Annotated in this window: 20 protein-coding genes; 10 read left to right on the forward strand and 10 right to left on the reverse strand. The window is 67.0% G+C overall.

What is annotated here, in order from left to right; genetic code table 11:
- Positions 1 to 940: 940 nt before the first annotated feature.
- Genes ACILRJ_RS04310 through ACILRJ_RS04320 form a run of 3 tightly spaced genes read right to left on the reverse strand, consistent with a single transcriptional unit; the run spans position 941 to position 3,784 of the window.
- Complete coding sequence (locus ACILRJ_RS04310) at positions 941 to 1,816, reverse strand: arginase family protein (protein ID WP_395680770.1); 876 nt, start codon at positions 1,814 to 1,816, stop codon at positions 941 to 943.
- Positions 1,791 to 2,924: a peptidogalycan biosysnthesis protein gene (locus ACILRJ_RS04315; protein ID WP_395680771.1), complete on the reverse strand. Its 1,134-nt coding sequence runs from the start codon at positions 2,922 to 2,924 to the stop codon at positions 1,791 to 1,793. Before ACILRJ_RS04315 ends, ACILRJ_RS04310 begins: the two co-directional genes overlap by 26 nt.
- A complete protein-coding gene (locus tag ACILRJ_RS04320) occupies positions 2,924 to 3,784 on the reverse strand; it encodes an alpha/beta hydrolase (protein ID WP_395680773.1) in 861 nt (286 codons plus the stop codon). The genes ACILRJ_RS04315 and ACILRJ_RS04320 overlap by 1 nt, the downstream gene beginning before the upstream one ends.
- A gap of 135 nt (positions 3,785 to 3,919) precedes the next feature.
- Here ACILRJ_RS04320 and ACILRJ_RS04325 point away from each other — a divergent pair, with 135 nt between their 5' ends.
- From ACILRJ_RS04325 to ACILRJ_RS04335, 3 genes are all read left to right on the forward strand, one after another.
- Positions 3,920 to 4,099 (forward strand): hypothetical protein, encoded by a 180-nt coding sequence (locus ACILRJ_RS04325; protein WP_395680775.1) that lies wholly within the window; start codon positions 3,920 to 3,922, stop codon positions 4,097 to 4,099.
- Positions 4,100 to 4,253: 154 nt separating this feature from the next.
- On the forward strand, positions 4,254 to 4,415 hold the full coding sequence (locus ACILRJ_RS04330; RefSeq protein ID WP_395680777.1) for a hypothetical protein: 162 nt from the start codon (positions 4,254 to 4,256) through the stop codon (positions 4,413 to 4,415).
- 49 nt (positions 4,416 to 4,464) lie between these two features.
- On the forward strand, positions 4,465 to 5,034 hold the full coding sequence (locus tag ACILRJ_RS04335; protein WP_395680779.1) for a Maf family protein: 570 nt from the start codon (positions 4,465 to 4,467) through the stop codon (positions 5,032 to 5,034).
- 34 nt (positions 5,035 to 5,068) lie between these two features.
- Here ACILRJ_RS04335 and ACILRJ_RS04340 read toward each other — a convergent pair whose 3' ends face one another.
- Complete coding sequence (locus tag ACILRJ_RS04340) at positions 5,069 to 5,545, reverse strand: hypothetical protein (protein ID WP_395680781.1); 477 nt, start codon at positions 5,543 to 5,545, stop codon at positions 5,069 to 5,071.
- A 97-nt stretch (positions 5,546 to 5,642) separates the two neighbouring features.
- Entirely contained in the window at positions 5,643 to 7,952 is a 2,310-nt protein-coding gene (locus tag ACILRJ_RS04345) for a winged helix-turn-helix domain-containing protein (RefSeq protein WP_395680783.1), read from the reverse strand.
- A 178-nt stretch (positions 7,953 to 8,130) separates the two neighbouring features.
- Here ACILRJ_RS04345 and rng point away from each other — a divergent pair, with 178 nt between their 5' ends.
- From rng to tldD, 3 genes are all read left to right on the forward strand, one after another.
- Positions 8,131 to 9,651, forward strand: coding sequence for a ribonuclease G (gene rng / locus ACILRJ_RS04350; RefSeq protein ID WP_395680785.1), 1,521 nt, complete (start codon positions 8,131 to 8,133; stop codon positions 9,649 to 9,651).
- A gap of 15 nt (positions 9,652 to 9,666) precedes the next feature.
- A complete protein-coding gene (locus ACILRJ_RS04355; RefSeq protein ID WP_395680787.1) occupies positions 9,667 to 13,587 on the forward strand; it encodes a YhdP family protein in 3,921 nt (1,306 codons plus the stop codon).
- Positions 13,588 to 13,701: 114 nt separating this feature from the next.
- The gene (gene tldD, locus ACILRJ_RS04360) at positions 13,702 to 15,144 is read left to right on the forward strand and encodes a metalloprotease TldD (RefSeq protein ID WP_395680789.1); all 1,443 of its coding nucleotides are present in this window, start codon (positions 13,702 to 13,704) and stop codon (positions 15,142 to 15,144) included.
- 161 nt (positions 15,145 to 15,305) lie between these two features.
- On the opposite strand, the gene yjgA is transcribed toward tldD, so the two are convergent.
- Entirely contained in the window at positions 15,306 to 15,833 is a 528-nt protein-coding gene (gene yjgA / locus ACILRJ_RS04365) for a ribosome biogenesis factor YjgA (protein WP_395680791.1), read from the reverse strand.
- A 24-nt stretch (positions 15,834 to 15,857) separates the two neighbouring features.
- Between yjgA and pmbA the strand changes: the two genes are divergently transcribed.
- The 3 genes from pmbA to ACILRJ_RS04380 all read left to right on the forward strand — a co-directional run bounded on the left by pmbA (position 15,858) and on the right by ACILRJ_RS04380 (position 18,803).
- Positions 15,858 to 17,213: a metalloprotease PmbA gene (gene pmbA, locus ACILRJ_RS04370; RefSeq protein WP_395680793.1), complete on the forward strand. Its 1,356-nt coding sequence runs from the start codon at positions 15,858 to 15,860 to the stop codon at positions 17,211 to 17,213.
- Between the two features lie 101 nt (positions 17,214 to 17,314).
- Complete coding sequence (locus ACILRJ_RS04375) at positions 17,315 to 18,319, forward strand: hypothetical protein (RefSeq protein WP_395680795.1); 1,005 nt, start codon at positions 17,315 to 17,317, stop codon at positions 18,317 to 18,319.
- A 67-nt stretch (positions 18,320 to 18,386) separates the two neighbouring features.
- On the forward strand, positions 18,387 to 18,803 hold the full coding sequence (locus ACILRJ_RS04380) for a DUF4870 domain-containing protein (RefSeq protein ID WP_395680797.1): 417 nt from the start codon (positions 18,387 to 18,389) through the stop codon (positions 18,801 to 18,803).
- A gap of 56 nt (positions 18,804 to 18,859) precedes the next feature.
- On the opposite strand, the gene ispA is transcribed toward ACILRJ_RS04380, so the two are convergent.
- The 4 genes from ispA to tdh form a co-directional block, all read right to left on the reverse strand.
- Complete coding sequence (gene ispA / locus ACILRJ_RS04385) at positions 18,860 to 19,741, reverse strand: (2E,6E)-farnesyl diphosphate synthase (protein ID WP_395682016.1); 882 nt, start codon at positions 19,739 to 19,741, stop codon at positions 18,860 to 18,862.
- Positions 19,742 to 19,999: 258 nt separating this feature from the next.
- Complete coding sequence (locus ACILRJ_RS04390; protein WP_395680799.1) at positions 20,000 to 20,266, reverse strand: exodeoxyribonuclease VII small subunit; 267 nt, start codon at positions 20,264 to 20,266, stop codon at positions 20,000 to 20,002.
- Between the two features lie 11 nt (positions 20,267 to 20,277).
- Positions 20,278 to 21,654, reverse strand: coding sequence for a tRNA lysidine(34) synthetase TilS (gene tilS, locus ACILRJ_RS04395; RefSeq protein WP_395680801.1), 1,377 nt, complete (start codon positions 21,652 to 21,654; stop codon positions 20,278 to 20,280).
- 21 nt (positions 21,655 to 21,675) lie between these two features.
- On the reverse strand, positions 21,676 to 22,698 hold the full coding sequence (gene tdh, locus ACILRJ_RS04400) for an L-threonine 3-dehydrogenase (protein WP_395682018.1): 1,023 nt from the start codon (positions 22,696 to 22,698) through the stop codon (positions 21,676 to 21,678).
- A gap of 244 nt (positions 22,699 to 22,942) precedes the next feature.
- Here tdh and ACILRJ_RS04405 point away from each other — a divergent pair, with 244 nt between their 5' ends.
- On the forward strand, positions 22,943 to 23,482 hold the full coding sequence (locus ACILRJ_RS04405; RefSeq protein ID WP_395680803.1) for a PleD family two-component system response regulator: 540 nt from the start codon (positions 22,943 to 22,945) through the stop codon (positions 23,480 to 23,482).
- The last annotated feature ends 44 nt before the right edge of the window (positions 23,483 to 23,526 follow it).

Genomic DNA, 23,526 nt, shown 5'->3' on the forward strand with positions numbered 1-23,526 from the left:
TGGATGGCCCGAATGCCGGGTCCTCCGGCGCTCCCGGCGCCGGGGGACACTTCCCACATCCATGTCGGGAGAATTGCAGGAGCAAATTCCGGCAAGGACATGGATGGCCCGAATGCCGGGTCCTCCGGCGCTCCCGGCGCCGGGGCACACTTCCCACATCCATGTGGGGAGAATTGCAGGAGCAAATTCCGGCAAGGACATGGATGGCCCGAATGCCGGGTCTTCCGGCGCTCCCGGCGCTGGGTCTTTCTTTCCGTTCACCCTGAGCGCAGGCCGCAGGCCGGAGTCGAAGGGCAGGCATCGTAGTGACCGCGGTGACACAGGCGCTTCGACTCCGCGGCTTGCGCCGCTGCGCTCAGCGCGAACGGTGTCGGGGACGCTGCACTCAGCGCGAACGGTGTGGGGACGCTGCGCTCAGCGAACGGAGTGGGGGACTATGCGATGCACCCCACGTCACCTTTCCGTGTCGATTTTTTCTCTGTTCACCCTGAGCGCAGCCGCAGGCCGGAGTCGAAGGGCAGGCATCGTGGTGAACGCGGTGACACAGGCGCTTCGACTCCGCGGCTTGCGCCGCTGCGCTCAGCGCGAACGGAGTGGTGGACGCTGCGCTCAGCGCGAACGGAGTGGTGGACGCTGCGCTCAGCGCGAACGGTGTCGGGGACGCTGCGCTCAGCGAACGGATTGGGGACTTTGCGATGCACCCCACGTCACCTTTCCGTGTCGACTTTTTTTTCTCTGTTCACCCTGAGCGCAGGCCGCAGGCCGGAGTCGAAGGGCAGGCATCGTGGTGAACGCGGTGACGCAGGCGCTTCGACTCCGCGGCTTGCGCCGCTGCGCTCAGCGCGAACGGAGTGGTGGACGCTGCGCTCAGCGTGAACGGGTGGGGCGAACTCCCTTCGCTGTCAGCATGGCACTCTGCCCTGCGAGAGCGACGGCGCCGTCAACTGGGGCGGGCTGCGTCGATACGCGCAAGCAAGGACAGATTCAACGCATGCTGCTGCGCCTGCCATCCAGCGAGCCGCGCGGGATCGATTTCGGGTTGCTCGTCCAACGCGCTGAGCTTGCGCTTCCACCATGTCGCATAGCGGTATGCAGAGATGTCGCCGGTGATGTCGCTGCCGAGCACGCGGCCGTGCAGGGCTTCGATCGCGGCGAACAGGTCGGTATCGAGCAGGCGGCCCTGATCCCAGTTGGTGTGCGCAACGTCGGGGCTGAGTACGTCCTTGTCGATCGACAGGTATACCGGGCGCGTCGAGCCGCGTTGCTCGTCCAGGAAACGATCGAGCAGGGCCGTGCGCGTGTCGAAGTTGCGGAACGCGTGGGCCAGCCCGAGACGCGCCGCCCAGCGCGCGTCGACGCCGATTGTCCAGTAGCTCAGCTTGCGTCGCCGCAACGGGGTGAGATGGTTCTCCCAGGCATGCGCGGCGGAAACATCGGCCGAAGAAATGCCGACGACGTGGACGTGCGCGACAAACGGCAGCGATGCGACCTTGCGTACCCAGGACCCGCAGTGCACGCCGAACGGAAAGCGCATGTTGTCCGGGTGGTTGTCGAATACGATGACGTCGAATGGGCCGCATGCGGCGTGGCGTTCGACCAGTGGCCAGGTCAGGTGGTGGAAGTCTCCGCTGCCGAGGAACACGCAGCCGTGGTCGGCCGGCATGCAATCATTGATCACGCGCGCTACGTCGCGGAAGCGGCCCAAGCTGCAACCGAAGCGGATCGCTTCCTGCCAGCCGGCGAGATCGATGCGCGTCGCTCCCGGCAGGGCGCCGACGGAACGATCGAAGTCAAGAATGACCGGTGCGGTCGACATCGGCTTCTCTGCAATTGCCTTCGAGCGCCTTGCCTTCGGCCCAGGCGCGATCGCTTTCGAAATGCCCGGACAGGCGGCGCAGTATCGCGCGCAACAAGCGACTGCGCGGGCGTACCGCATGGCGGGTGAAGGTGAAGCGCGCGCCGAGGTAGGCCTTGATCTCCGGGTCGGTCCAGCCGGCGATGTAGCAGCACAGTTCGTGTTGTCGCGCGTACTCGAGGTTGTGCATCCAGCTGACGAAGTACAGGTTGTGTTCGCGCGCGGCCGGATACGAGAAGCCGACGTACTTGTCGACCAGCGCTTCGCCGACGACGAAGCACAGGTTCCAGCCGATCATGCGTCCTGCCTGCCGATACACGAAGACGATGCCGCCGCTCGTCGCATCCTGCAGCAGGGCATCAAAGAACGTGCGGCTGAGGCGATCAAAGTGGATCTCGCTTTGCGCGTAGACTTCGAGGTACAGCGCGTAGAACTCGTCGCGAAGGGCGCGGTCGCCGAATGCGGGCGCGCCGGCGGGAATCTCCTCGACGTCCAGCGCTGCGCGCGCGCGCAGCTTGCGCCGGATGTCCTTGCGTCGGCCGGGCGAGAGGCGCGAGAGGTAGTCGTCGCGGGACTCGAAATCGATCGGTACCCACGCCAGCGCCTGGCCCTCCAGCAGCACGAAACCCGCCCGCTCGCAGGCCTGTGCAATCGCGTGCGCCTGCGTATTGCTGGCCTGGTCGAGCAGCGGTGAATGTTGCGGAATGTCCTTCACGATCAGGAATGGGCGGCGCCGGGCGTGATCGGCAAGCCACTCGGCGACGAGCGCACCTGCTTCGGCACGACACGGGAACAGGGCGTACTCGGACACCGTGGTGCCGACGAAACAGGTGCGTGGTCGCAGCAGTCGTCCCCACCAGCGGTACAAAGGCAGCGCGGCCACGCGTTTGCGCAGGGCCACGTCCGCCGTCGTCAACAGGTCGAACGGTGCGATGAAGGCGGGTGTGCCCGAGCGCGTCGCGAGCACGGAAAATCCTTCCGGCGGATGCGCAAGGAAATGTGCGATGAGCGCAGGCGGTTCGAGCAGGTTGCGGAACTCCGGCGCCGTGGCGCGCGTTTCGCCGGCCATCACTCGGTTGCGGTCGCGAGTTGCACGCCCTGCGGCAGTTCCAGCGGGCGCTGCCTGGCCAAGCGCTCGAAGAATGCGGCGGATCGCTCGATCACGCTGGCGCGTTCCTGGTCGACCGTAACCATGTGGTAGCTGTTGTCGAGCAGCAAGGTTTCAACCGGCGCGCGCACGCCGCGCTCGATCACGCGCACGTTGCGCAGTCCGGCCACGTCATCGTTCGACGAATGGGCGACGAAGCATGGTGCGCGCACGCGACCGATGCGGTTGCGCACGTGGCGTGAAAGCCGCTGGAATTCGGCCAGCGCCGGCCACGGAAAACCGGCGAGTCCGGCGGCCTGGCTGTCGCCGGACAGCATCGCTCCGACGATGCGCTTGCGGATGCGCTCGTCCTTGATGCCATAGGGTTCGACTTCGGCGGAGACACGCTGGCGACCGAAGCCCAGCGAGGTCACCAGCGGCAACAGGAACGCAAGGCGACCGATCGGCGGTGTCGCCCAGCCATCGTGGAAGAACGTGGTGCCATACAGGCCGAGACCGTCGACATGCTCCGGGTGGTCGATGGCCAGCTTGAGCGCGAGGATGGCCCCCATCGAGAGGCCGGCGACGAACAGGTGGTCGACGTCCTCGCGCAAGCGCGCCGCCGCCGCGAGCACGCTCGCATGCCAGTCGCGCCAGCCGGTCGCGAGCAGGTCGGCTTCGTCGCCGCAGTGACCGGCGAGTTGCATGCCGAGCACGCTGAAGCCGGCTCGATGCAGCCCATTGCCGACAAAGCGCATCTCGGTCGGCGTGCCGGTCAGGCCGTGGATCAACAGAACGCCCGAGCGGCCGCCGCGCAGATGGAATTCGGAAGGCTTGATCATCGGTGGTTGATCGCCGCGCCGGCGCGTGCAGCCGGGGTCAGGTCGACAGGATGGACACCGCGTCTTTCGCGAGCGTTTCGCGCGTTGGCGCGGCCCTTGCTTGCACACCTGCATCCGAGAATCCGAGCACCTCCCATGAGCCGCCTGGCCCACCTTTGCGCGACGTCCTTTCCCGGCCTGCACAGCCTGTTTCCGTTGCTCGGTGCACTGCTGGCGGCGCGATCGGACGATGCCTGCATCGTGAAAGCGATTCCCGGGCTCGGCACCTGCCGCAGCACGTATTGCAAGGCCGAACGTCGCAGCGCGGGCCGCTGAAGCCCTTGCCTGCGCCGATTGTCAGAATCGCGCGGGGTGCGTCAGATGGCGGCGCATACGCCCGTATCGAGAGGTGCAATACCCGAGGACCGCATCGGCATGGAATTTGCTGCTTCCAGGTACGTGAATGACGGGTTCTCAGGGGGAACCGCCAATGAGCTATGACATCCTGAAAAGCCTCGGGCTCGATCACCTCGACGCCAGTTCTCCGGACTTCATGAAGACGCTCGAACGCATGCAGCGCGAGGCGTTCCAGAGCCTGCAACAGATCGACCGTCATCGCGACGGCGACCGCCCCGAAACCATCGTCGGCTGATTCCCCGGCGTTGCTATAGTCTGCCCGGACAGCACATTCCGGGACCCCGATGCATCTCTTCCTTGCTTCCCAGTCGCCGCGGCGGCGCGAGTTGCTGCGCCAGATCGGGCTCGATTTCGACGTGCTCGATGTCGACGTGCCCGAGCAGCGCGAGCCGGGTGAAACCGCCGAGGGTTACGTCAGCCGGGTCGCGCGCGAGAAGGCGGGCGCCGGCCTGCTGCAGGTCGCGGCAGTGCCCGGCGCAATCGTGATTGGTGCCGATACCGAAGTTGTGGTCGATGACGAGGTGTTCGGCAAGCCGGTCGATGCGGCCGATGCGATGGCGATGCTGCGACGCCTTTCCGGCAAGCGGCATCGCGTGTTGTCGGCAGTGTGGTGCATCAATGCCGGTCGTGAGGAACACGCGCTCAGCCGGTCAATGGTCGAATTCTCCGAGATGTCGGAAGGCGACATCGCCACCTATGTCGCCACCGGCGAGGCATTCGGCAAGGCGGGCGCCTATGCGATCCAGGGACGCGCGGCTGCCTTCATCAGCCGCCTTGAAGGCAGCCATTCCGCGGTCATGGGCCTGCCGTTGCACGAAACCTCGCAGTTGCTGCGCCGCTTCAGCAATGCCTGATCACTGATCCCATCCGCCTCATCCGAACCGCCCACTAGAGCGGTTCGAATCCGTCCGGAAAGATCGAATCGAGCGGGTCCGCATCGACGAGGAATTCGACATAGGTCTCGCCGCTGAACTCGCCGCCGCCCGAGGACTCCGATGCGAAACGACCTTCCCGGATCTGCCCGTTGTAGGCGTCCGAGGTGAAGCTATGGCTGAAGCTGCCCAGACCGGACCAGGCGAGTCCGGTGCCGGTCAGGCCGATATGCTGTGTGGCCGAGTCGGTCGGCACGTCGAACGTGAAGTAGAAGTCGGCGGCGTCCTGCGTGCCGGTGGTCGTGTAGTCGGTAATGACCAGCGTGGTCGACAGGATGCGGCCGGTGGTCGGTCCGCGGTCGCCACCGAAGTAGCCCCACATCAACTCGCGGTTCGCGATGCCGCCGGTGAAGTCGTAGCGGATCGTGACGAGCTCGGCGCTGGCACTGGACGTTGCGAGGGCCAGCAGGGCGGCGAGGGCGATGCGGTTCATGATCGGCTCCAGCGGTAAGATGCGGCCATTGCAGCGCAGCGGCTCGCTGCAGGTCTTGACGGATTCATGACGCGTGCGCGACCAGGCGTGATTTTCATCACTGCCGCTCCGCGTCGGGGTCGAGTTGCGGCGCCTGCTTCAGGCGATCGAGACGGGTTTGCTCGATAGCGGCGTCGGCATCGCGCCCGCTCGCGTGCAATGCCCCCACGCGCAGCGCGATCGCGTCCGGGTGCTGTTCGAGCCATGGCTGCCAGGCGCTGCGCAGCAGCAGGTCTTCGGGTTGCCCGTTCGCGACTTGCCATCGACCGAGCTGGAACAGGCTGGCCTGGGCCGCCGCACCGGTCGCGTCGGGCGCGCGATCGAGGCGCGCTTCAAGCGCGGCCAGCGCGCCGGATGCATCGCCGTCGACGCGGCGCAACTGCGCGTCGATCAGCGGCAGCCACGCGCCCCACGCGCGCACATCCGCTTCGGCGATCGCGCGGAATGCGGACGCCGCCTCGTGCGCGCGCGCCGCGTCGAGGTTTGCCGTCGCGGCTTCAACGATGTCCGCGAGGAGGGGTGCGAGATTGCGGGTCATGCCCGCGTCGCGGTAGCGCCCGCGCGCGTTTTCGAAGTGCGCCAGCGCAGCCGTGCGATCGCCGCGCCGCGCCGCGAGGGATCCGATGGCCCAGTCCAGTTCCGCCTTCCAGTATGGATTGTGCTCGCGCTCGCTGGCCGCAGAGACCTGCTTCGCGAGATTTTCGATTTCGGTGTCGCGGCCAAACGGTGCGAGGACCCAGATCAGCTGGACCGACGTCAGCATTTCCAGTTGCAGGTCCCCGCGCCTGCGGGCGATCGCGAGCGCCTGACGCAGCAGCACCGCAGCGTCGAGCAGGTGGCCCTGGTTCGCTTCGGCGGCGCCGAGATTGGCGAGTGTGTTGCCTTCGATCGAGGCGTCACCGGCGGCGCGCGCGGCGTCCAGTCCGGCGCGCAGCATGGATGCCGCCGCCGCGGCGTCGCCGGCACCGTTTTCGAGACTCGCGAGATTGACCAGCACGAGTGCCTCGCCGCGTCGATTGCCGCTTTCGCGCGCGACCGCGAGGGCGCGGTCGAACTGGGCGCGCGAGCGCTGGAAGTGACCGCGCTCGTCCTCGATCGAGGCATCTGCGACGAGCAGGTCGACCAGCATCAGCGGACGATTGGCCGAGACGTCCGCCAGCGCGGCGTCGAGATGGCGCGCGGCTTCATCGAGATCGCCGCGCCGGAACGCATTCGAGCCGAGCTCGCGCAGGGCCGCCACCAGCAATTCCTCGTTGCCCTGTTCGCGCGCGGCAGCGGCAACCTTGGCGGCGTTGTCCGTGCTGGCGGCGGCATCGCCGGTTGCACCCTGGGTGATCGCGAGGCCAAGCCGGGCCCAGGCGAGGCCGGGGTCCTGATCGAGGCAGATCTCGAAATACTTGCGTGCGCCGGCAAGGTCGCCGTGCAACTGCGCAGCGAGGCCGCGTGCGTAGGCTTCGGAAAGAAAAGGATTGCCGATACCGCGGTTGCGCACGTCCGGCAGCGGGTCGAGGCCGAGCCAGCGCCGCATCTGCGCTACGGCGTCGACGGCCAGCGGCGCGGGAGCGCTTCCATGCAGCGTCTCCTGCCGCTCGGCGGCGCCTGCCGCGATCAAATGCAGGTCGAGTTCATACAGCGGACCGACCCGCCGCAGGCGCGTCGCCAGCACGTGGGTCACGCCGAGTGCGGCGCGCAGCGACTGCGCGCTGTTTGCGTCGAGCGGGCGAGTGCCGGCGTCGATCGCGAGCACATCCGGTGCGGCGACCACATCGACTCCGCCGCCCTGGCCTGACAGGCTCGCCATCAACCCCATGAGGCCATTGCGGGTCCAGTCGAGGCTGGCGTCACCGCTCTGGTCGTCGGTCGGCAGAACCGCGATGCGCACGCCCGCCAATACGCGCGCATGCGAAGGCCACTGCGCCAGGCGCCAGCCGGCGGCGGCGAGCACGCCGAGCAGCAACGCGGCGGTGGCCGCCAGCGCCCATGGGCGCGCTCGCGATGCTGTCACGTTGCGCGAAACAACCGCTTGTGGCTGCGACTGGATCGGCGCGGGCGGCTGGATCGCTTCCACGAGCGGACCGACCCAGCGCAGGCCGCGGCCATGCACCGTGCGGATGACGCGCTGCGCGTCACCGTCGTCACCCAGCGCACGGCGCGCCTTGCGCAGTTGCTGGGACAGGGCCGCATCGGTCACCGGGCGATCGCCCCACAGCGCCGCATTGAGTTCGCGCTTGTCGACGGCCCGATCGCGATGGGCGAGCAGCAGGGCGATCAGGTCGAATACCTTGGCTTCGACATCGACAACCGCGTCGCCGCGGCGGATCTCGCGCGCATCGAGGTCGATGAGGGTGTTGCCTGTGCGGTAACGCAACGTCGGTAACCGGGAATTTCGGGAATCGAGCCGGTCAGTCTACATGCGCGGGAAGGATCCGCTGACGCTGGCCCGAAAGGTTGATTTGCAAACATTGTCGGGATTGCGGCCGGCGCAATCGACAAGCAGGCGCTCGTAAAGCTATAAGTCGCTTCAATTTCTCCCTCCAAGTCCTTACATGTCCGAAGAAATCCTGATCAACGTGACTCCGCGTGAGACACGCGTGGCGCTGGTCGAAAACGGGATGCTGCAGGAGGTTCACGTCGAGCGCGCGAGCCGGCGCGGCTACGTCGGCAACATCTACAAGGGTCGGGTCAGCCGCGTCATGCCCGGCATGCAGGCCGCCTTCGTCGAAATCGGGCTCGAGCGGGCCGCCTTCCTGCACGCCTCGGACATCGTGCGGCCGCACGCGACGTTGACAGGTGAGAACGGCGACGCAGCGCCGGGGCCGACGCCGCCGATCAATGAACTCATCCGCGACGGGCAGGAGATCGTCGTGCAGGTGGTCAAGGACCCGATCGGCAGCAAGGGCGCGCGCCTCACCACGCATCTGTCGATCCCGTCGCGCTACCTCGTGCTGCTGCCGTACAGCAAGGTGCTGGGCGTATCGGTCCGCATCGAGGACGAAGCCGAGCGCGCGCGCCTGAAGGAACTCCTCACCGAACTCACCGCCACCGACCTGCCGCCTTCCGGAACGCCGGCTGCGACGCCGGTGGCGCGCACGCGCGGCTACATCGTGCGCACGAACGCGGAAGGGCAGCCGCGCGAATCGCTGGCCGAGGACATCGACTATCTCGGCAAGCTGTGGACGGAAATCACCGGGAACATGACGCGCGCGCGCGTCGGCGAACGCATCTACGAGGACCTCAGCCTGCCGTTGCGCGCATTGCGCGACCTGATGCGGCCGTCGATCGAGAAGGTGCGGGTCGATTCACGCGAAACGCTCGAACGCGCGCAGCGCTTCGTCGGGCAATTCATGCCCGAGTTGGCCGAGCGGGTGGAGCATTACCCGGGCGAGCGGCCGATCTTCGACCTGTACGGGGTCGAGGACGAGATCCAGAACGCACTGAAGAAGGATGTGCCGCTGAAATCCGGCGGCTACCTGATCGTCGACCAGACCGAAGCGATGACCACAATCGACGTCAACACGGGCGGTTTCCTCGGTACGCGCAACCTCGAGGAAACGGTATTCCGCAACAACCTCGAAGCCGCGCAGGCGGCCGCGCGGCAGCTGCGACTGCGCAACCTCGGCGGCATCATCATCATCGACTTCATCGACATGACCGACGAAGAGCACCAGCGCCAGGTGCTGCGCCAGTTGCAGAAGTCGATGGCGCGCGATCACGCCAAGGCAACGGTGTACGACATGTCGCCGCTCGGTCTGGTCGAGATGACGCGCAAGCGCACCACCGAGAGCCTTGAGCGCCAGTTGTGCGAACCGTGCCCCGCCTGCGCCGGACGCGGCAGCATGAAGACGGCCGAGACGATCACCTACGAGATCTTCCGCGAGATCACGCGCGCGGTGCGCCAGTTCGATGCGCAGCAATTGCTGGTGCTGGCGGCGCCGAAAGTCGTCAATCGCATTCTCGAAGAGGACTCCGCGGCCGTCGCCGAGCTTGAGGAATTCATTGGCAAGACGATCCGCTTCCAGCCGGAAGAGCACTACTCGCAGGAACAGTACGATGTCGTGCTGTTGTAACCGCGCGGAGGACGTGTGACCGCCAACGGGCGTGCGCACCTGCGCCGGCTGCGCTTCGCGCTGCTGGCGATCGCCGCGACCTGCGTGATCCTGCTCGGCGTACTCGCCGGCGTCACCCAGTTGGCGATGCCTTGGCTCGCACAACATCCGGAGCGGGTCGGGCGCTGGCTGTCGGACCGGCTCGGTCGTCCGGTCACGATCGGACGGCTGGATGGCCGCTGGATGGGTGGTGGACCGCTGTTGTCGCTCGACGACGTGCGCATCGGCGGCGATTCGCCGGCGTCGACGCTGGTGATTCCTCATGCGGAACTCGCCTTCGACCTGTTCGCCCTGGTGCAGCGCAATCGCGCGGTCAGCGAATTCCGGCTTGCCGATGTCGAGCTGAAACTCGTGCACGAAGGCGGCGAGTGGAAGCTGCGCGACCTCGATCTCGGTGCCTCGAAGAGCGACGAACCGCTTTCGATGGGTGCGCTTGGCGCACTCGAGATCTCCCGGCTCAAACTCGCGGTCGAGGACAGCGAGCGCGGACTGCACACGCAACTGGTCGCGCCGGTGCTGCGGGTGCTCAACCGCGGCGCCGGCGTGCGGGTGCTCGGACGCGTGCGTCGCGCCGACAGTGACTCGCCGCCGCTCGATCTGGTTGCCGACCTCGACGTCGGTTCGCGCTCCGGCCAGATCTACCTGGGTGGTCGCGAGGTGGACTTCGCGCGTGTCGGCCAGGGCATGGCGCCCGCAGGCGTGCGTCCGCTGGGCGGTCATGGCGCGCTGCAGGTGTGGGCGCAGGTTGCGCAAGGGCAGGTCGCGGACGTGCGCGTGCGCCTGGATGCGCGTGAACTTCGCTTGTCGACGGATCAGGCGGTCGCGCTCGGCGAGGCCTTCGCGCCGGAGCCGCGTGTCGCGTTCGACCGCCTCGCTCTGGTCGCGCGCTGGATGCGCGACGCGGGTGGCTGGTCGCTCGACGTGGTCGATCTGGTCGCCAACAACGATCCCCCCGCGCGGCTGTCGATCGAACGGCGCGGCGATGATGCCCATCCGCGCTGGCGGGCGGGTGTCGATGCGCTGCAACTCGAACCGCTCGGCGACCTGGCCATGCTGGCCAGCGCATCACCGGCCGGATTGCGTCGCTGGCTGTACCTCGCGCATCCGCGCGGCACGTTGGAACACGCCGATATCGGCTGGAATGGCAGCGACGACTATCGCGTTGAGGCGCGCCTGCGCGGCGTGGAAATCGCGAGCGTCGAATCCATCCCGGGCGTGGCGCAGCTCGACCTCGACCTGATCGGCGACGCGGACGCGTTGCTGGCGACATTGCCACCGAAGCCGATCCGTGTCGATTATCCGCGCGTGTTCCGCCGGCCGTTCCTGTTCGCCACGTTCGCTGGTGACGTGGTCGCGCGGCGCATCGACGAGGGTTGGCGCATCGAAACCGATCGTCTCGGTTTCGAAGGCGAAGGCTATGGCGGAGAATTGCGCGGCAGCGTGGATGTCGTCGCGGGGCGCCGGCCAAGCGTCGATCTGTCCGCGCTCGTCGCGCATGGAGACGTGATCGCCGCGAAACTGTTCTGGCCAACCACTTCGATGTCGGCCAGGGCGATCGAATGGCTCGACCGCGCACTGGTCGGTGGCCGCATTGTCGAAGGGCGCGCCGCAATCCACGGCGACCTCGATGATTGGCCATTTCACGATCGCAGCGGAAGCTTCGTTGCGCAGGCGCATGTCGTCGACACCACGCTCGACTACCACGCCGAGTGGCCGCCCGCCGAGCACATGGACGCGATTGCGACGTTCATCAACGATGGCGTGCGCGTCGATTCGGACTCGCTCACCACGATGGGCACCAAAGTCGGCATGGCGAGCGCGTCGATCGAGGACTTCGGTCCGCTGCTGCTCGATGTGTCGGCCAGGGCGGAGGGCAGTGGCGCCAACCTCCTCGCCTTCCTGCGCGCGACGCCGATCGGCAAGCGCTACCAGGAGCAGTTGAAGGACATCGCGGTCGGCGGCAGGGGCGCGGTCGCGTTCACGTTGAATCTGCCGATCCGGCAGACCGAAGCGCTGTCGCTCGACGGCCGCGTCGATCTGGTCGGCGCGAAAATCGACCACAACGCCTACGGTCTGCACTTCACGGATGCGTCCGGCACGTTGCGCTTCAACCAGAAGGGTTTCATCGCCGACCAGCTCGACACGCAGTTCCGCGAACGCAAGGCGAAGCTGACGATTGCGGTCGGCGATTTCGTCGGCGAGCCGCGCAACGCGTTCGAGGCGAGCGTTGCTGGCAGTTGGCCGGTTGCCAGCGTATTCGCCGATGCGCCGATGCTGCTGCCGCTGCTCGGCAGCGTGCAGGGCGAATCGGAATGGACTGCGCGCGTAGCGGTCGAGCGTGGCGAGGGCGGTGCAACCCGCAGCGCACTCAGTCTCGACAGCGCGCTCGTCGGCAGTGCCATCGTTCTGCCAGCACCGCTTGCGAAAAGCGTGCAAGCGAGCGTGCCGTTCCATCTCGAACTCGGACTGCCCGTCGCGGGGCAGGCGTTCACGGCCCGGCTGGGCGATATCGCCAGCCTTGCGGGTCGCGCGCCTGGGCCGGATCGCGCGTTCGGCGCGCGCATCCAATTCGGTGCCGGCAAGGCCGCGGACCCGCCCGCGAGCGGCATTGTCATCGGTGGACGCATGCAGCGGCTCGATGCGGGCGCGTGGCTCGACCTGGTCGAATCGGGCAGCGGCGCCGGCTTCGTGCAGTCGATCGACGTGCGCGCGGCCGATTTCGTGTTCGGCGGCCGCCATTTCGACGACACCGGTCTCAAGGTCGAGAACGCACCCGCGACCACCACGATCACGCTGGATGGCGCCGCGCTTGCCGGCAGCCTCGAGGTTCCTCGCGGTGACATCGGCGCGCGCGGCATCACCGCGCATTTCGCGCGCATGCATTGGCCGGAGGCGCCAGCCGATGCGCCGGACGCGGGCGCGTTCGCCGACGTTGCGCCGGGCGCGTTGCCGCCGCTGCACCTCACGGTCGAGGATTTCCAGCTCGGCAAGGCGAGTTTCGGTTCGGCGCGGTTCGACAGCCATCCCGTCCCCGGGGGCATGCAGGTCGACACGCTCGAATCGCAGTCGCCGAACGTGAAGATGACCGCTCGCGGCGACTGGACCGGCGGCATCATCGAGAACCGCACGAACATGTCGATCGAACTGAGCGCGCAGAGTCTCGGCCGCATGATGGACGCGCTCGGTTTTCCTGGCCTGATCGATGGTGGCAGCACCAAGGCGACGATCGATGCAAGCTGGCTCGGCCCGCCGTCCGCGTTCGCGCTGGCCAAGCTCGACGGCACGCTCGGCATCGATGTCGCCGAAGGGCGCATCCTCGACGTGGAGCCCGGCGCGGGGCGCCTGTTCGGCTTGTTCTCGTTGACCGAGATCCCGCGCCGACTCAGCCTCGACTTCAGCGACTTCTTCCAGTCCGGCCTCGGTTTCAATTCGATCACCGGCACGTTTCGCCTCGCTGGCGGCAATGCGTATACCGATGGACTGAGGATCAAGAGTCCCGCGGCCGACATCGTCGTAAGCGGTCGCACCGGCCTGCGCAGCAAGGACTACGACCAGTTGATGGATGTGACGCCGCATGCAGGCGCGACCTTGCCGATCGTTGGCGCGCTCGCTGCGGGACCGGTTGGTGCGGCTGCCGGATTCGTCATGCAGGGCTTGTTCAACAAGCCGATCGGCAAGGCGGTTGCGCGCCGCTACAAGGTATCGGGGTCATGGGAAAAGCCGCAGATCACCCAACTGGCGCGGGTCCGCTCCCCCCGCGCGGCGCCGTCCGCCGCGGAAGAGCTGCCGGACGAGCCGACCCCGGCGCCGGCAGGAACTCCGCAGGAGCCGGGGGTGGACAAGCCCGCGCCCTGGATGGTGCTGCCGCCGCACCCGGACGACGACGGTTTGCAATAGGTTTGCTTGTGGTCCAGCATGCGCGGCCCCATTTGCAGGGCTTGGCGTTTGGCGAAAGCAGCACCGCGCCAGCCCCAGCGCACGGTCTTCTCGAATCACGAATCACGGCTTCCCATGTCCGACCTCATCACCCTCGCCGAACGCCGACTGCTGAGCCCCGGCGGCCTTGCCGCCGGCGACCTCGATGGCGTGTTCACGCGCCTGATGGGACCGTCGATCGACGCGGCGGATCTGTATTTCCAGCATTCGCGCAGCGAATCGTGGGTGCTCGAAGACGGCATCGTGAAGGACGGCTCCCACTCGATCGAACAAGGCGTCGGCGTGCGCGCGTTGTCCGGCGAGAAGGCCGGCTTCGCCTACTCCGACGAGATCGTGCTGCCGGCGCTGCTCGAAGCCGCGGGTTCCGCGCGTGCGATCGCGCAGGCGGGCGCCAACGGAATCGGCAAGCCGCTGGCGATCGCCACTACGCGAGCGCTGTATGCGCCGATCGATCCGATCGACAGCTTGTCCAATGAAGCGAAGATCGCCGTGCTGCGCGAAGTGGACGCGGCGTGCCGTGCCGCCGATCCGCGCGTGAAGCAGGTGATCGTCAGCATCGCGGCCGGGCTCGACACAGTGCTGATCGCGCACTCCGACGGTACGCTTGCGGCGGATGTGCGCCCGTTGGTGCGCATGAACGTGCAGGTGATCGCCGAGGCGAACGGCCGGCGCGAGTCGGGCAGCAGCGGCGGTGGCGGCCGCTACGGCTTCCCGGAACTGCTCGAGAATGGCTGCGCACAGGCATTCGCGCGTGAGGCCGTGCGCGCCGCCCTGGTCAACCTCGAAGCGGTGCCCGCGCCGGCCGGAAACATGCCGGTCGTGCTCGGTCCGGGCTGGCCCGGAGTGCTGCTGCACGAAGCAATCGGCCATGGTTTCGAAGGCGACTTCAATCGCAAGGAAACGTCCGCGTTCGCCGGCATGCTCGGCGAGAAAGTCGCGGCCGATGGAGTCACCGTGGTCGACGACGGCACGCTCGCCGGTCGACGTGGTTCCCTCAGCATCGATGACGAAGGCACCCCGACGAAGTGCACCGTGCTGGTCGAGAACGGCGTCATGAAGGGTTACATGCAGGACAAGCTCAACGCGCGCCTGATGGGCATGGCGCCGACCGGCAACGGCCGGCGCGAATCGTTCGCGCACCTGCCGATGCCACGCATGACCAATACCTACATGCTGCCCGGCCAGCGCGATCCGGGCGAGATCATTGCCTCGGTCAAGCGCGGACTGTATGCGCCGAATTTCGGGGGCGGTCAGGTCGACATCACGAATGGCAAGTTCACCTTCTCGGCGAGCGAGGCGTACCTGATAGAGAACGGCAAGGTCACGCGTCCGGTCAAGGGCGCGACCCTGATCGGTTCCGGCGCGGAGGTGCTCAAGCGCGTGTCGATGATCGGCAATGATCTCAAGCTCGACGAAGGCGTCGGCGTATGCGGCAAGGACGGCCAGAGCGTGCCCGTCGGCGTCGGCCAGCCGACGCTGAAGATCGACAGCATGACCGTCGGTGGCACCGCCGCATGACGCTCTCGATCTTCACCGTCGGTCCCGTGCCACGCTCGTGATGGTCTGCTGGTAGGAGCAGCGCGGGCGCGGCAGGCATTCGGCTCGTGCCGGGCATCGGTCGTGCCTGCAGCGCTCCGTCAAGAGTGTCGCTCGCGCAGACATTTGCCCCCACGCAAGCGTCAGGCGCTGTCGTCGAGCAATTCACGCAGCTCGCGAAAGAGTTCGCGGAACGCATGCGGTGGCTTGTTCGCCTTGCGTTCGGCAAGCGCGTTGCGCACGAGCGTACGCAGGTGCTGGCGGTCGGCGCCGGGGTGCTGCGCGATGAGCTCGGCGAGCGCGTCGTCACCGTCGGCGAGGAGGCGCTCGCGCCAGGTTTCGAGACGATGCATCGCCGCGGTTTCGCGATGGGCCTTCTCGCGGTCGACGCTGAGCGCGTAGCGGATCGCCTCGACCGCTTCCTCGTCGAGCTTTCGCAGCTGCTTGGCGAGGAACTGGTTCTGGCGTTTGCGTGCAATATGGGAGGACACCGCACGGGTGCGCCGGACCTCTTCGCGCAGTTCGTCATCGAGCGGGACGCGCGCCAGTTCGGCCTCGCTCAGCGCGGCCAGCGTTTCAGCCAGCTTGAGGATATCGAGCGCGTCGCGGCGTTGCTGGCTTCGGCTTGGGCCAAGGGCCTCGTCCGATGATTCGTCGTGCAGGTCGTGCATCACGGTTTCCGGGATAATGCAGCAATGAATGCCATCGTGAACCACAAAGATACCAGCTCTGCCGACCTCGACCGCCTCGCCTCGATCGCCGAAGACGTGATCCGCCTGGCGCGCAGCAAGGGCGCCAGCGAGGCGGATGTCGCTGCCAGCATCGACCTGGGGCTCAGCGTCGGCGTGCGCCTCGGCGAGGTCGAGACGGTCGAACGCACGCGCGATCGTGGCGTCTCGGTGACGGTCTACTTCGGGCGGCGCAAGGGATCTGCCAATACCGCCGACCTCGATCCGAAGTCGATCGAACAGACCGTCGAGCACGCCTGCGCGATCGCGCGTTACACCGAGGAGGATCCGGCCAACGGCCTCGCCGATCCGGCCCTGCTGGCGAAGGCGCTCCCCGACCTCGACCTGTGGCATCCGTGGGACATCACGCCCGAGGAAGCGATCGCGCTGGGTGTGGAGATCGAAGACGCGGGGCGCAGCTTTGACCCGCGCATCGACAACTCCGATGGCGCATCGGTGCAGGTTGGCGCCTCGCTGACTGCGTATGCGAACTCGCTCGGCTTTGTCGGTACCGAACGCGGCACGCACCATTCGCTGTCGGTTGCGCTGATTGCCGAGGACGAAAACGGCATGCAGCGCGACTACTGGTACGACAGCGTGCGTCGTGCGTCCGATTTCATGCCGGCCGCGCAGCTCGGTCGCAAGGCCGCCGAGCGGACCGTCTCGCGGCTCGGCGCACGTCGCCTGTCAACCCGCGACTGCCCGGTGCTGCTGGTGCCGGAAGTCGCGCGCAGCCTGATCGGGCATTTCCTGTCCGCGGTCAGTGGCGGTGCGCTGTACCGTCGCGCCAGCTTTCTCGTCGACCATGTGGGCAAGCCGGTGTTCCCCGCGTGGATGCAGGTGGTCGAGCGCCCGCACATCCTGCGCGGGCATGGTTCGACCGCGTTCGACTCGGAAGGCGTCGCGACATGCGATTCGGACCTGATCAAGGACGGCGTGCTCGAGCGCTATATCCTCGGCAGCTATTCCGCGCGCAAGCTTGGTTTGCAGTCGACTGGGAATGCGGGCGGAGTTCAGAACATCGTCGTCGAATCCGGCACCGACGATTTTGCCGCGATGCTCAGGCGCATGGGCAGCGGCCTGCTGGTGACCGAGCTGATGGGGCAGGGCGTTTCGCTGATCACTGGTGACTATTCGCGCGGCGCCAGCGGCTTCTGGGTCGAGGATGGCCAAATCGCGTATCCGGTCGAGGAAATCACGATCGCGGCGAACCTGCGCGACATGTTCCAGGGCATCGCTGCGATTGGCGCCGACGTCGATCCGCGTTCGCATATCCTGACCGGTTCGATCCTGCTCGAGCGGATGACCATCGCCGGCGAATAGCTGTCTGCCAAGGTCGGCGCGACGGTCGGACGCACCTGCTCGTCCCTTGGAAAGATCGACTGCGCCTCCCGACCAAAGGACTTCCGCGAGTGCGATGGGGATTGATCACAGCATCGATATTCGTGCTCGCGAGTGTCGCTGCGCGGGAGAATACGCAGGCGAGCACGCTCGAGGAAGCTCTCGAGACGATCGAGTGGCCGGCGCCACCGGAGTGCGTGGAGCAGCGATCGAAACACTTCTGGTGGGTCGATACCTGCGCGTTCAAACGCCGTCGTGACTCTGTCGCCGCGTTGGATGCGGATGCGGGAGAAGCGCTTTCGCCGGGAATCTACTCCGTGTCCACCGGTTACACCGGGCTGGACATCGCGCTCGACCGCGACGGTTGGGTCGGCTACAAGGAGTCGGCTGATGCCGGCGTGGCTCTCGGAGTCGAGGGCCGCTATGCGGTTCGCGATGGCCGTTTGATCGTCAACCTCGACGACACGGATCGCCCACCGAACACGCCGGCGCAGCAAGCGTTCGTGATCGTGCGCTGGGACGATCGGGTTGCGCTCGTGCCCGAGGGTTCGATGGCTTTCATCGTCAACGAACTGAATACCCGGTTCGACAGTTTCACCGCCTCGTTCATGTGGAATGACACTGCGCTGCAGCGCCCGCGCGACAGAGGCAGACCACCGTGCGGCCTGCCCGTCGTGGAAGGCGAATGGCGCCGTCGCATGCACGCAGTGCCGGTCGCTGCGACGATCGTCGCGGCCCGGCCGGACGTCGCGGCGGCGACGAAGTACTCTCCGGAAGACGCGAACCTGCACCATTACCGCATCGACATCGATGCCGGCAGCGATGCCGGGTTGTTCGAGGGCATGTTTCTCGACGATCTCGGCGCGACCTCACCGCACGTATGGCTTCGCGCGATCGTCGATCGCGTCGATGCGAAGAAGGCGAGTGCGAAGCTCAACGTCGTTCGCAAAAAGACGACCGTCTCGCTCGACGACGTGCCCATCGGCGCCGGTATCCGCCTCTATAGCGGTCCGCGGTGGCAGCCGCGTGCCTGTGCGGCGCCGGCGTCGGCCGGCGACGGAGCCGGGCATCTGCCGGCGAAGCCGTGACTTCCGCGCTATTGTGCTCCCCGCCGCCCGACGCAATATCGTATCCGCCACCCCACGGAGACATCGCATGAGCGACAACGACACCACGACTCCGAACGTCGAACCGCAGGCGCCGCTGCCTGCGACCCAGTCCAGCGACGAGCGGACCTGGGCGCTGATCGGTCATCTTTCCGCGTTCAGCGCGTTCATCACCGGGATCGGCTGCATCGCCGGCCCGTTGATCGTGTGGCTGGTCAAGCGCGACACGATGCCGTTCGCGGCCGATCAGGCCAAGGAAGCACTGAACTTCAACATCACGCTCGCGATCGCATTCACGGCGCTGGTGCTGTTCTCGATCGTCACATTCGGCATTGGCCTGCTGATCGCATGGCCGATCGGCGCGGTTCTGTGCGTCGCCTGGTTCGTCCTGACGATCATCGCCGCGATCAAGGCGAACGAGGGCATCGCGTACCGCTATCCGTTCACCCTGCGCCTGGTGAAATAGGCAGGTAATCCCGCGCCGCCGGCCGCGCGAGGCCGGCGCGCCTTCGAGTGCCGGACTCAGCTCGCGCGCTCGGCGACGAAGCGGGCGAGGTCGCGCAGCGCCGTCGCATTCGCGAGCGGTTCGATGGCGTCGAGTGCCGTCATGGTCAGCCGCGTCAGTTCCGAGCGCGAGGCTTCGATGCCGAGGATGGCCGGATAGGTCGGCTTGTTGGCCGCGACGTCCTTGCCGGCGGTTTTGCCGAGCTGGGTCGTATCGGCTTCAATGTCGAGCAGGTCGTCGCGGATCTGGAACGCGAGTCCTATCGAATGGCCGTAGGTCTCGAGCGCGGCGAGAGTCCGTGCGTCATTGCAACCGGCCGCCAGCGCGCCAAGGCGCACCGAGGCGCGGATCAGCGCGCCGGTCTTGTGCACGTGCATGCGTTCGAGTTCGCTGGCGGAAAGCACTTTGCCGACCGCGGCGAGGTCGAACGCCTGGCCGCCGGCCATGCCGTGCGAGCCGCACGCGCCGGCGAGCGTTCGCAGCATCACGAGGTGGCTGGCCGGCTCCGCCGCCAGCATGAAGTCGTTTGCGAGCACTTCAAACGCGAGGGCTTGCAGCGCATCGCCGGCGAGGATCGCCATCGCTTCGCCGAACACGATGTGGCAGGTCGGCCGGCCGCGCCGGATGTTGTCATCATCCATCGCCGGCAGGTCATCATGCACGAGCGAGTACGCATGGATGATCTCGACCGCGGCGGCTGAGGAATCGAGCCGCCCGAGCGGTGCGCCGAATGCATGCCCGGTCGCATACACGAGCAACGGGCGCAGGCGCTTGCCGCCACCGAGCACCGCATAACGCATCGCACGATGCAGTTCGACCGGCGGTTGCGACTCATCGGGGAGCGCGCGCGCGAGCGCTTCGTCCGCTCGCGCCGACAGCGCCAGGAGTTCAGGGGTCAGGTCGTTCACTCAGGAAGGGATGCTCTTGATGATCTGGTTCCGTTTCGCCCTGAGCGCAGGCCCCCAGGGCCGGAGTCGAAGGGTTCGTCGGCGTTTCGAATTCGTTCGCTGCCGCTCGCTGCGCCCAACGCGAACGGATGCGGGACCCTGCTCGCGCTTGATGAAAAGTGCGGCCACCGCTCTGGATTCCCTGGTCGCGATGGCGCCCAAGGCAACGCGGTCCTGGTCGAAGTGGGCGATCAGGGAGGATCGCAAAGGCTACGGCACGTCGGGATCGAAAGGTTGCGTGCTGTCCGCTGAAGCAGGGTCAAGCAGCTGGCTCACGCGCAGCTTGGCCTGATCGAGCGCGCCCTGACAATTGCGGTACAGCGCGATGCCGCGCTCGAACGACTGCAGCGACTCGTCGAGGCTGAGCTCGCCATGCTCCATCCGCCCGACAAGCTGTTCGAGTTCGTCGAGGGATTTCTCGAAATCGGCGACTTGCGAGGCGGCGGCGGGGGAATCTTGCGCGGAAACTTTCGGCATGGGCACGAACGCTAGCTCAGCACATCGGCAAGATCAATCGCCAGATGGCCCCCGCCGGGTCGCGCGCCCTTGTCGGCCGTGGTCCAGACGATGCGTGCGTCGAGTGGCGCGAGCAGTTCCGCACCGGCCTCGCTAAGCCAGACGTCGGCGACTGCAACCAGCCTGTCGTTGGCATCGAACAGCAGCGGCATGCGACCGCGCTTCCACGGCGGAATGCCCGCTTCCTGGAACAGGTCGCGCAGTTCGCGCGTGCGCCCGCCGCTCGAAAGCCGCAGGCTTTCACCGCCGCGACGGAAACGCACTTGCAGTGGCGCCGGCAAACGCACGGACCCGTCCGCGCCCTGCAGATGCAACGCGCCCACATCGAGCGGCAGCGACAGTGGCTGACCGTCGAACGGCGCGACCCAGTCGAGCGGCGGGAATTGCAGCGGCGCCAGCGCGTGCAGCAGGTCGCGATAGCGCCGAACCTCGGTGCCGGGCCAGCGCACGCAAGGTTGGCGATCCTCGCCGGCTTCACCGAGTTGACGCACGAGTTCGGCAGCCTGGAAGTGGGTTGGCTCCGGCAGTTCGAGCGCGCGCAACCAGCGTCGCAACACCGGATCGCGCAGCGCGGTCGGCAGCGCCAGCCATTCGCGGAAGTGCAGGGTCGAAGGGTCGAGACCCTGGATGCGCGCAAGCGCACGGTCGGCCTCTGCGTCGATGAATTCCGCGGCAGCGCGCGCCCATGCCGCGCTTTGCGCGATGCTGCTCTCCGCCTCCGGCCAGCGCGCGCTGATGCGCGGCATCACCTGCATGCGCAGGTAGTTGCGGTCGATGGTCTGGTCGGCGTTGCTCGGATCGGCGATCCAGCCGAGCTGATGGTATTCCGCGTACTCGCGCAGCGCCGCGCGCGGCAACAACAGCAGCGGGCGCCAGGCGAACCCGCGCCCGAGGCGACGCAGCGGACGCATCGCGCCGATGCCTTCGGGACCGGCGCCGCGCAACAGCTTCAACAGCACGGTCTCGGCCTGGTCGTCGCGATGATGGGCCAGCGCGACGATCTCGCCGGGCGCCATCAGCGTTTCGATCGCGGCGTAACGCGCGCGCCGCGCGCTGGCTTCGAGGCCGAGGCCTGGCCCGCGCACGACGTCGACCGCGCGCACGATCAGCTCGACCCCGATGGCGTTGGTGAAATCGCGGCATTTGCGCGCCCACAGCTCGCTTTCCTCATGCAGTCCATGGTCGACATGCACGGCGCGCAGGCCGCGCGCGCGCACGCTTTCCGACTGCGCCAGCGCATGCAGCAGGACGGCCGAATCGAGCCCGCCGCTGAACGCGGCGAGCAGCGGAGTCTGCGGCAGCTCGGCGAGGGCGGCCTCGATCAGATCGCGGATGCGGCGGAAAGGCATTTCGGCGGTGTCAGATGCGCATCAGTTCCAAGAGCACACGACCTTGCCACAGTTGCCCGCGTCCATCAGGTCGAAACCCTTCTGGAAGTCGTCGATGTGGATCTGGTGGGTCAGCACCTTCTGCAGCGGGAAACCGCTCAGCACCATCTGGGTCATCTTGTACCAGGTCTCGTACATGCGCCGGCCGTAGATGCCGTGCAGGGTCAGGCCCTTGAAGATGACCTTGTCCCAGTCGATGCCGGCGCCATTCGGCAGGATGCCGAGCAGGGCGACCTTGCCGCCGTGGTACATGCAGTCGAGCATGTCGTTGAACGCGCGTGGGTTGCCGCTCATCTCGAGGGCAACGTCGAAGCCCTCCATGTGCAGGTCCTTGACGACTTCCTTGAGCGACTGCTTGGCAACATTGACCACTCGCGTCGCGCCCATGTCGGCGGCAAGCTTGAGACGGTAGTCGTTGACGTCGGTCACGACGACATTGCGCGCCCCGACGTGCTTGCAGATGCCGGCGGCGATGATGCCGATCGGACCGGCTCCGGTGATCAGCACGTCCTCGCCGATCACGTCGAACTCGAGCGCGCAGTGCGCGGCGTTGCCGTACGGGTCGAAGAATGCGGCCAGTTCGCTCGGGATCTGGTCGGGGATCGGCCACAGGTTGGACGACGGCATCGCCACGAACTCGGCGAATGCACCATTGCGGTTGACGCCGATGCCGACCGTGTTAGGGCACAGGTGCTGCTTGCCGGCGCGACAGTTGCGACACACACCGCACACGAGGTGGCCTTCGGCCGAGACCCGCTGGCCGAGGGTGTACCCGCGCACGCCCGGACCCATGTCGACGATGCGTCCGACGAATTCGTGGCCGATCACCAGCCCCGGCTTGATCGTGCGCTGCGACCACTCGTCCCATTTGTAGATGTGCAGGTCGGTGCCGCAGATCGCGGTCTTTTCCAGCTTGATCAGCACCTCGTTCGGGCCGATCTCCGGAACCGGGACCTGTTCCATCCAGATTCCCGGCGCGGCCTCGCGCTTGACCAGAGCCTTCATCGTCGCTTGCGACATGGGACATGACCGTTGGCGGCGCCGGCTGGCGCGTAGCCCTGAAGTATACGGCGAGCCGGCAAGCAGGCGGGCGTACCGAGCGAACGGCCGCGCGGAAGCTGCGGGCGGGCGGATCGCCGGGCACTCCTCGCGGGATTGAGAACGGGTCGGCTTGTGCCGTCGCTCCATTGCGCAGACACTATTGGCATATGCCGTGCAAGTGGCATTGGAGGGAATCGACGGGGGGTCGATGGCTATTCTGGATTTCTTCAAGCGGTTGTTCGCGGGGGGTGGCAGTGCGTCGCGCCCGCCGCCTCAGCGCCGTTCCGGCGCGAGATTGAACGCGCGCGGCGGCATGCGCGTGCTGGTGGTGGACGATTCGACGACGGTGGTCTCGCTGCTCGGGCGCATGCTGCGGCAGAACGGCTACGTGGTGCTGGAGGCGTTCGACGCCGAGAAGGGCATCGAGGTCGCGATGAGCGAACGCCCCGACCTGGTTTTCCTCGACATCGTGTTGCCCGGAATGAGCGGCTTCGCGGCCCTGCGCCAGTTGCGCCGGCAACCGCTGACGCGCGAGATCCCGATCATCATGATGAGCGGCAACGAGCAGGCGACCGAACAGTTCTATGCGCAACGCATCGGGGCGGACGATTTCATGAAGAAGCCCTTTTCGCGCGCGGAAGTCTTCATGCGAATCGAGAACCTGCTCGACGTTTCGCTGCTGCCGCGGCGCCATATGCACACGCCGGCGCCAGTGGCTCCGACGACGGAGTCGTCGGCAGTGCCGTGAGGCCCGCCCGCTGCGTATACGCGCCCCGACACTCACGCGGCAGC

Source organism: Dokdonella sp. (assembly GCF_044227025.1).
Lineage (GTDB): Bacteria > Pseudomonadota > Gammaproteobacteria > Xanthomonadales > Rhodanobacteraceae > Dokdonella_A.

What these genes read in the sequence shown, in the direction of transcription:
- tdh (WP_395682018.1), bottom strand. Translation starts at nt 22,698, where the DNA reads ATGAAGGCTCTGGTCAAGCGCGAGGCCGCGCCGGGAATCTGGATGGAA.
- ACILRJ_RS04390 (WP_395680799.1), bottom strand. Translation starts at nt 20,266, where the DNA reads ATGCCGAAAGTTTCCGCGCAAGATTCCCCCGCCGCCGCCTCGCAAGTC.
- ACILRJ_RS04335 (WP_395680779.1), top strand. Translation starts at nt 4,465, where the DNA reads ATGCATCTCTTCCTTGCTTCCCAGTCGCCGCGGCGGCGCGAGTTGCTG.
- ACILRJ_RS04320 (WP_395680773.1), bottom strand. Translation starts at nt 3,784, where the DNA reads ATGATCAAGCCTTCCGAATTCCATCTGCGCGGCGGCCGCTCGGGCGTT.
- ACILRJ_RS04315 (WP_395680771.1), bottom strand. Translation starts at nt 2,924, where the DNA reads ATGGCCGGCGAAACGCGCGCCACGGCGCCGGAGTTCCGCAACCTGCTC.
- tilS (WP_395680801.1), bottom strand. Translation starts at nt 21,654, where the DNA reads ATGCCTTTCCGCCGCATCCGCGATCTGATCGAGGCCGCCCTCGCCGAG.
- ACILRJ_RS04340 (WP_395680781.1), bottom strand. Translation starts at nt 5,545, where the DNA reads ATGAACCGCATCGCCCTCGCCGCCCTGCTGGCCCTCGCAACGTCCAGT.
- tldD (WP_395680789.1), top strand. Translation starts at nt 13,702, where the DNA reads ATGTCCGACCTCATCACCCTCGCCGAACGCCGACTGCTGAGCCCCGGC.
- yjgA (WP_395680791.1), bottom strand. Translation starts at nt 15,833, where the DNA reads ATGCACGACCTGCACGACGAATCATCGGACGAGGCCCTTGGCCCAAGC.
- ACILRJ_RS04310 (WP_395680770.1), bottom strand. Translation starts at nt 1,816, where the DNA reads ATGTCGACCGCACCGGTCATTCTTGACTTCGATCGTTCCGTCGGCGCC.
- ACILRJ_RS04325 (WP_395680775.1), top strand. Translation starts at nt 3,920, where the DNA reads ATGAGCCGCCTGGCCCACCTTTGCGCGACGTCCTTTCCCGGCCTGCAC.
- ACILRJ_RS04330 (WP_395680777.1), top strand. Translation starts at nt 4,254, where the DNA reads ATGAGCTATGACATCCTGAAAAGCCTCGGGCTCGATCACCTCGACGCC.
- pmbA (WP_395680793.1), top strand. Translation starts at nt 15,858, where the DNA reads ATGAATGCCATCGTGAACCACAAAGATACCAGCTCTGCCGACCTCGAC.
- rng (WP_395680785.1), top strand. Translation starts at nt 8,131, where the DNA reads ATGTCCGAAGAAATCCTGATCAACGTGACTCCGCGTGAGACACGCGTG.
- ACILRJ_RS04380 (WP_395680797.1), top strand. Translation starts at nt 18,387, where the DNA reads ATGAGCGACAACGACACCACGACTCCGAACGTCGAACCGCAGGCGCCG.
- ACILRJ_RS04405 (WP_395680803.1), top strand. Translation starts at nt 22,943, where the DNA reads ATGGCTATTCTGGATTTCTTCAAGCGGTTGTTCGCGGGGGGTGGCAGT.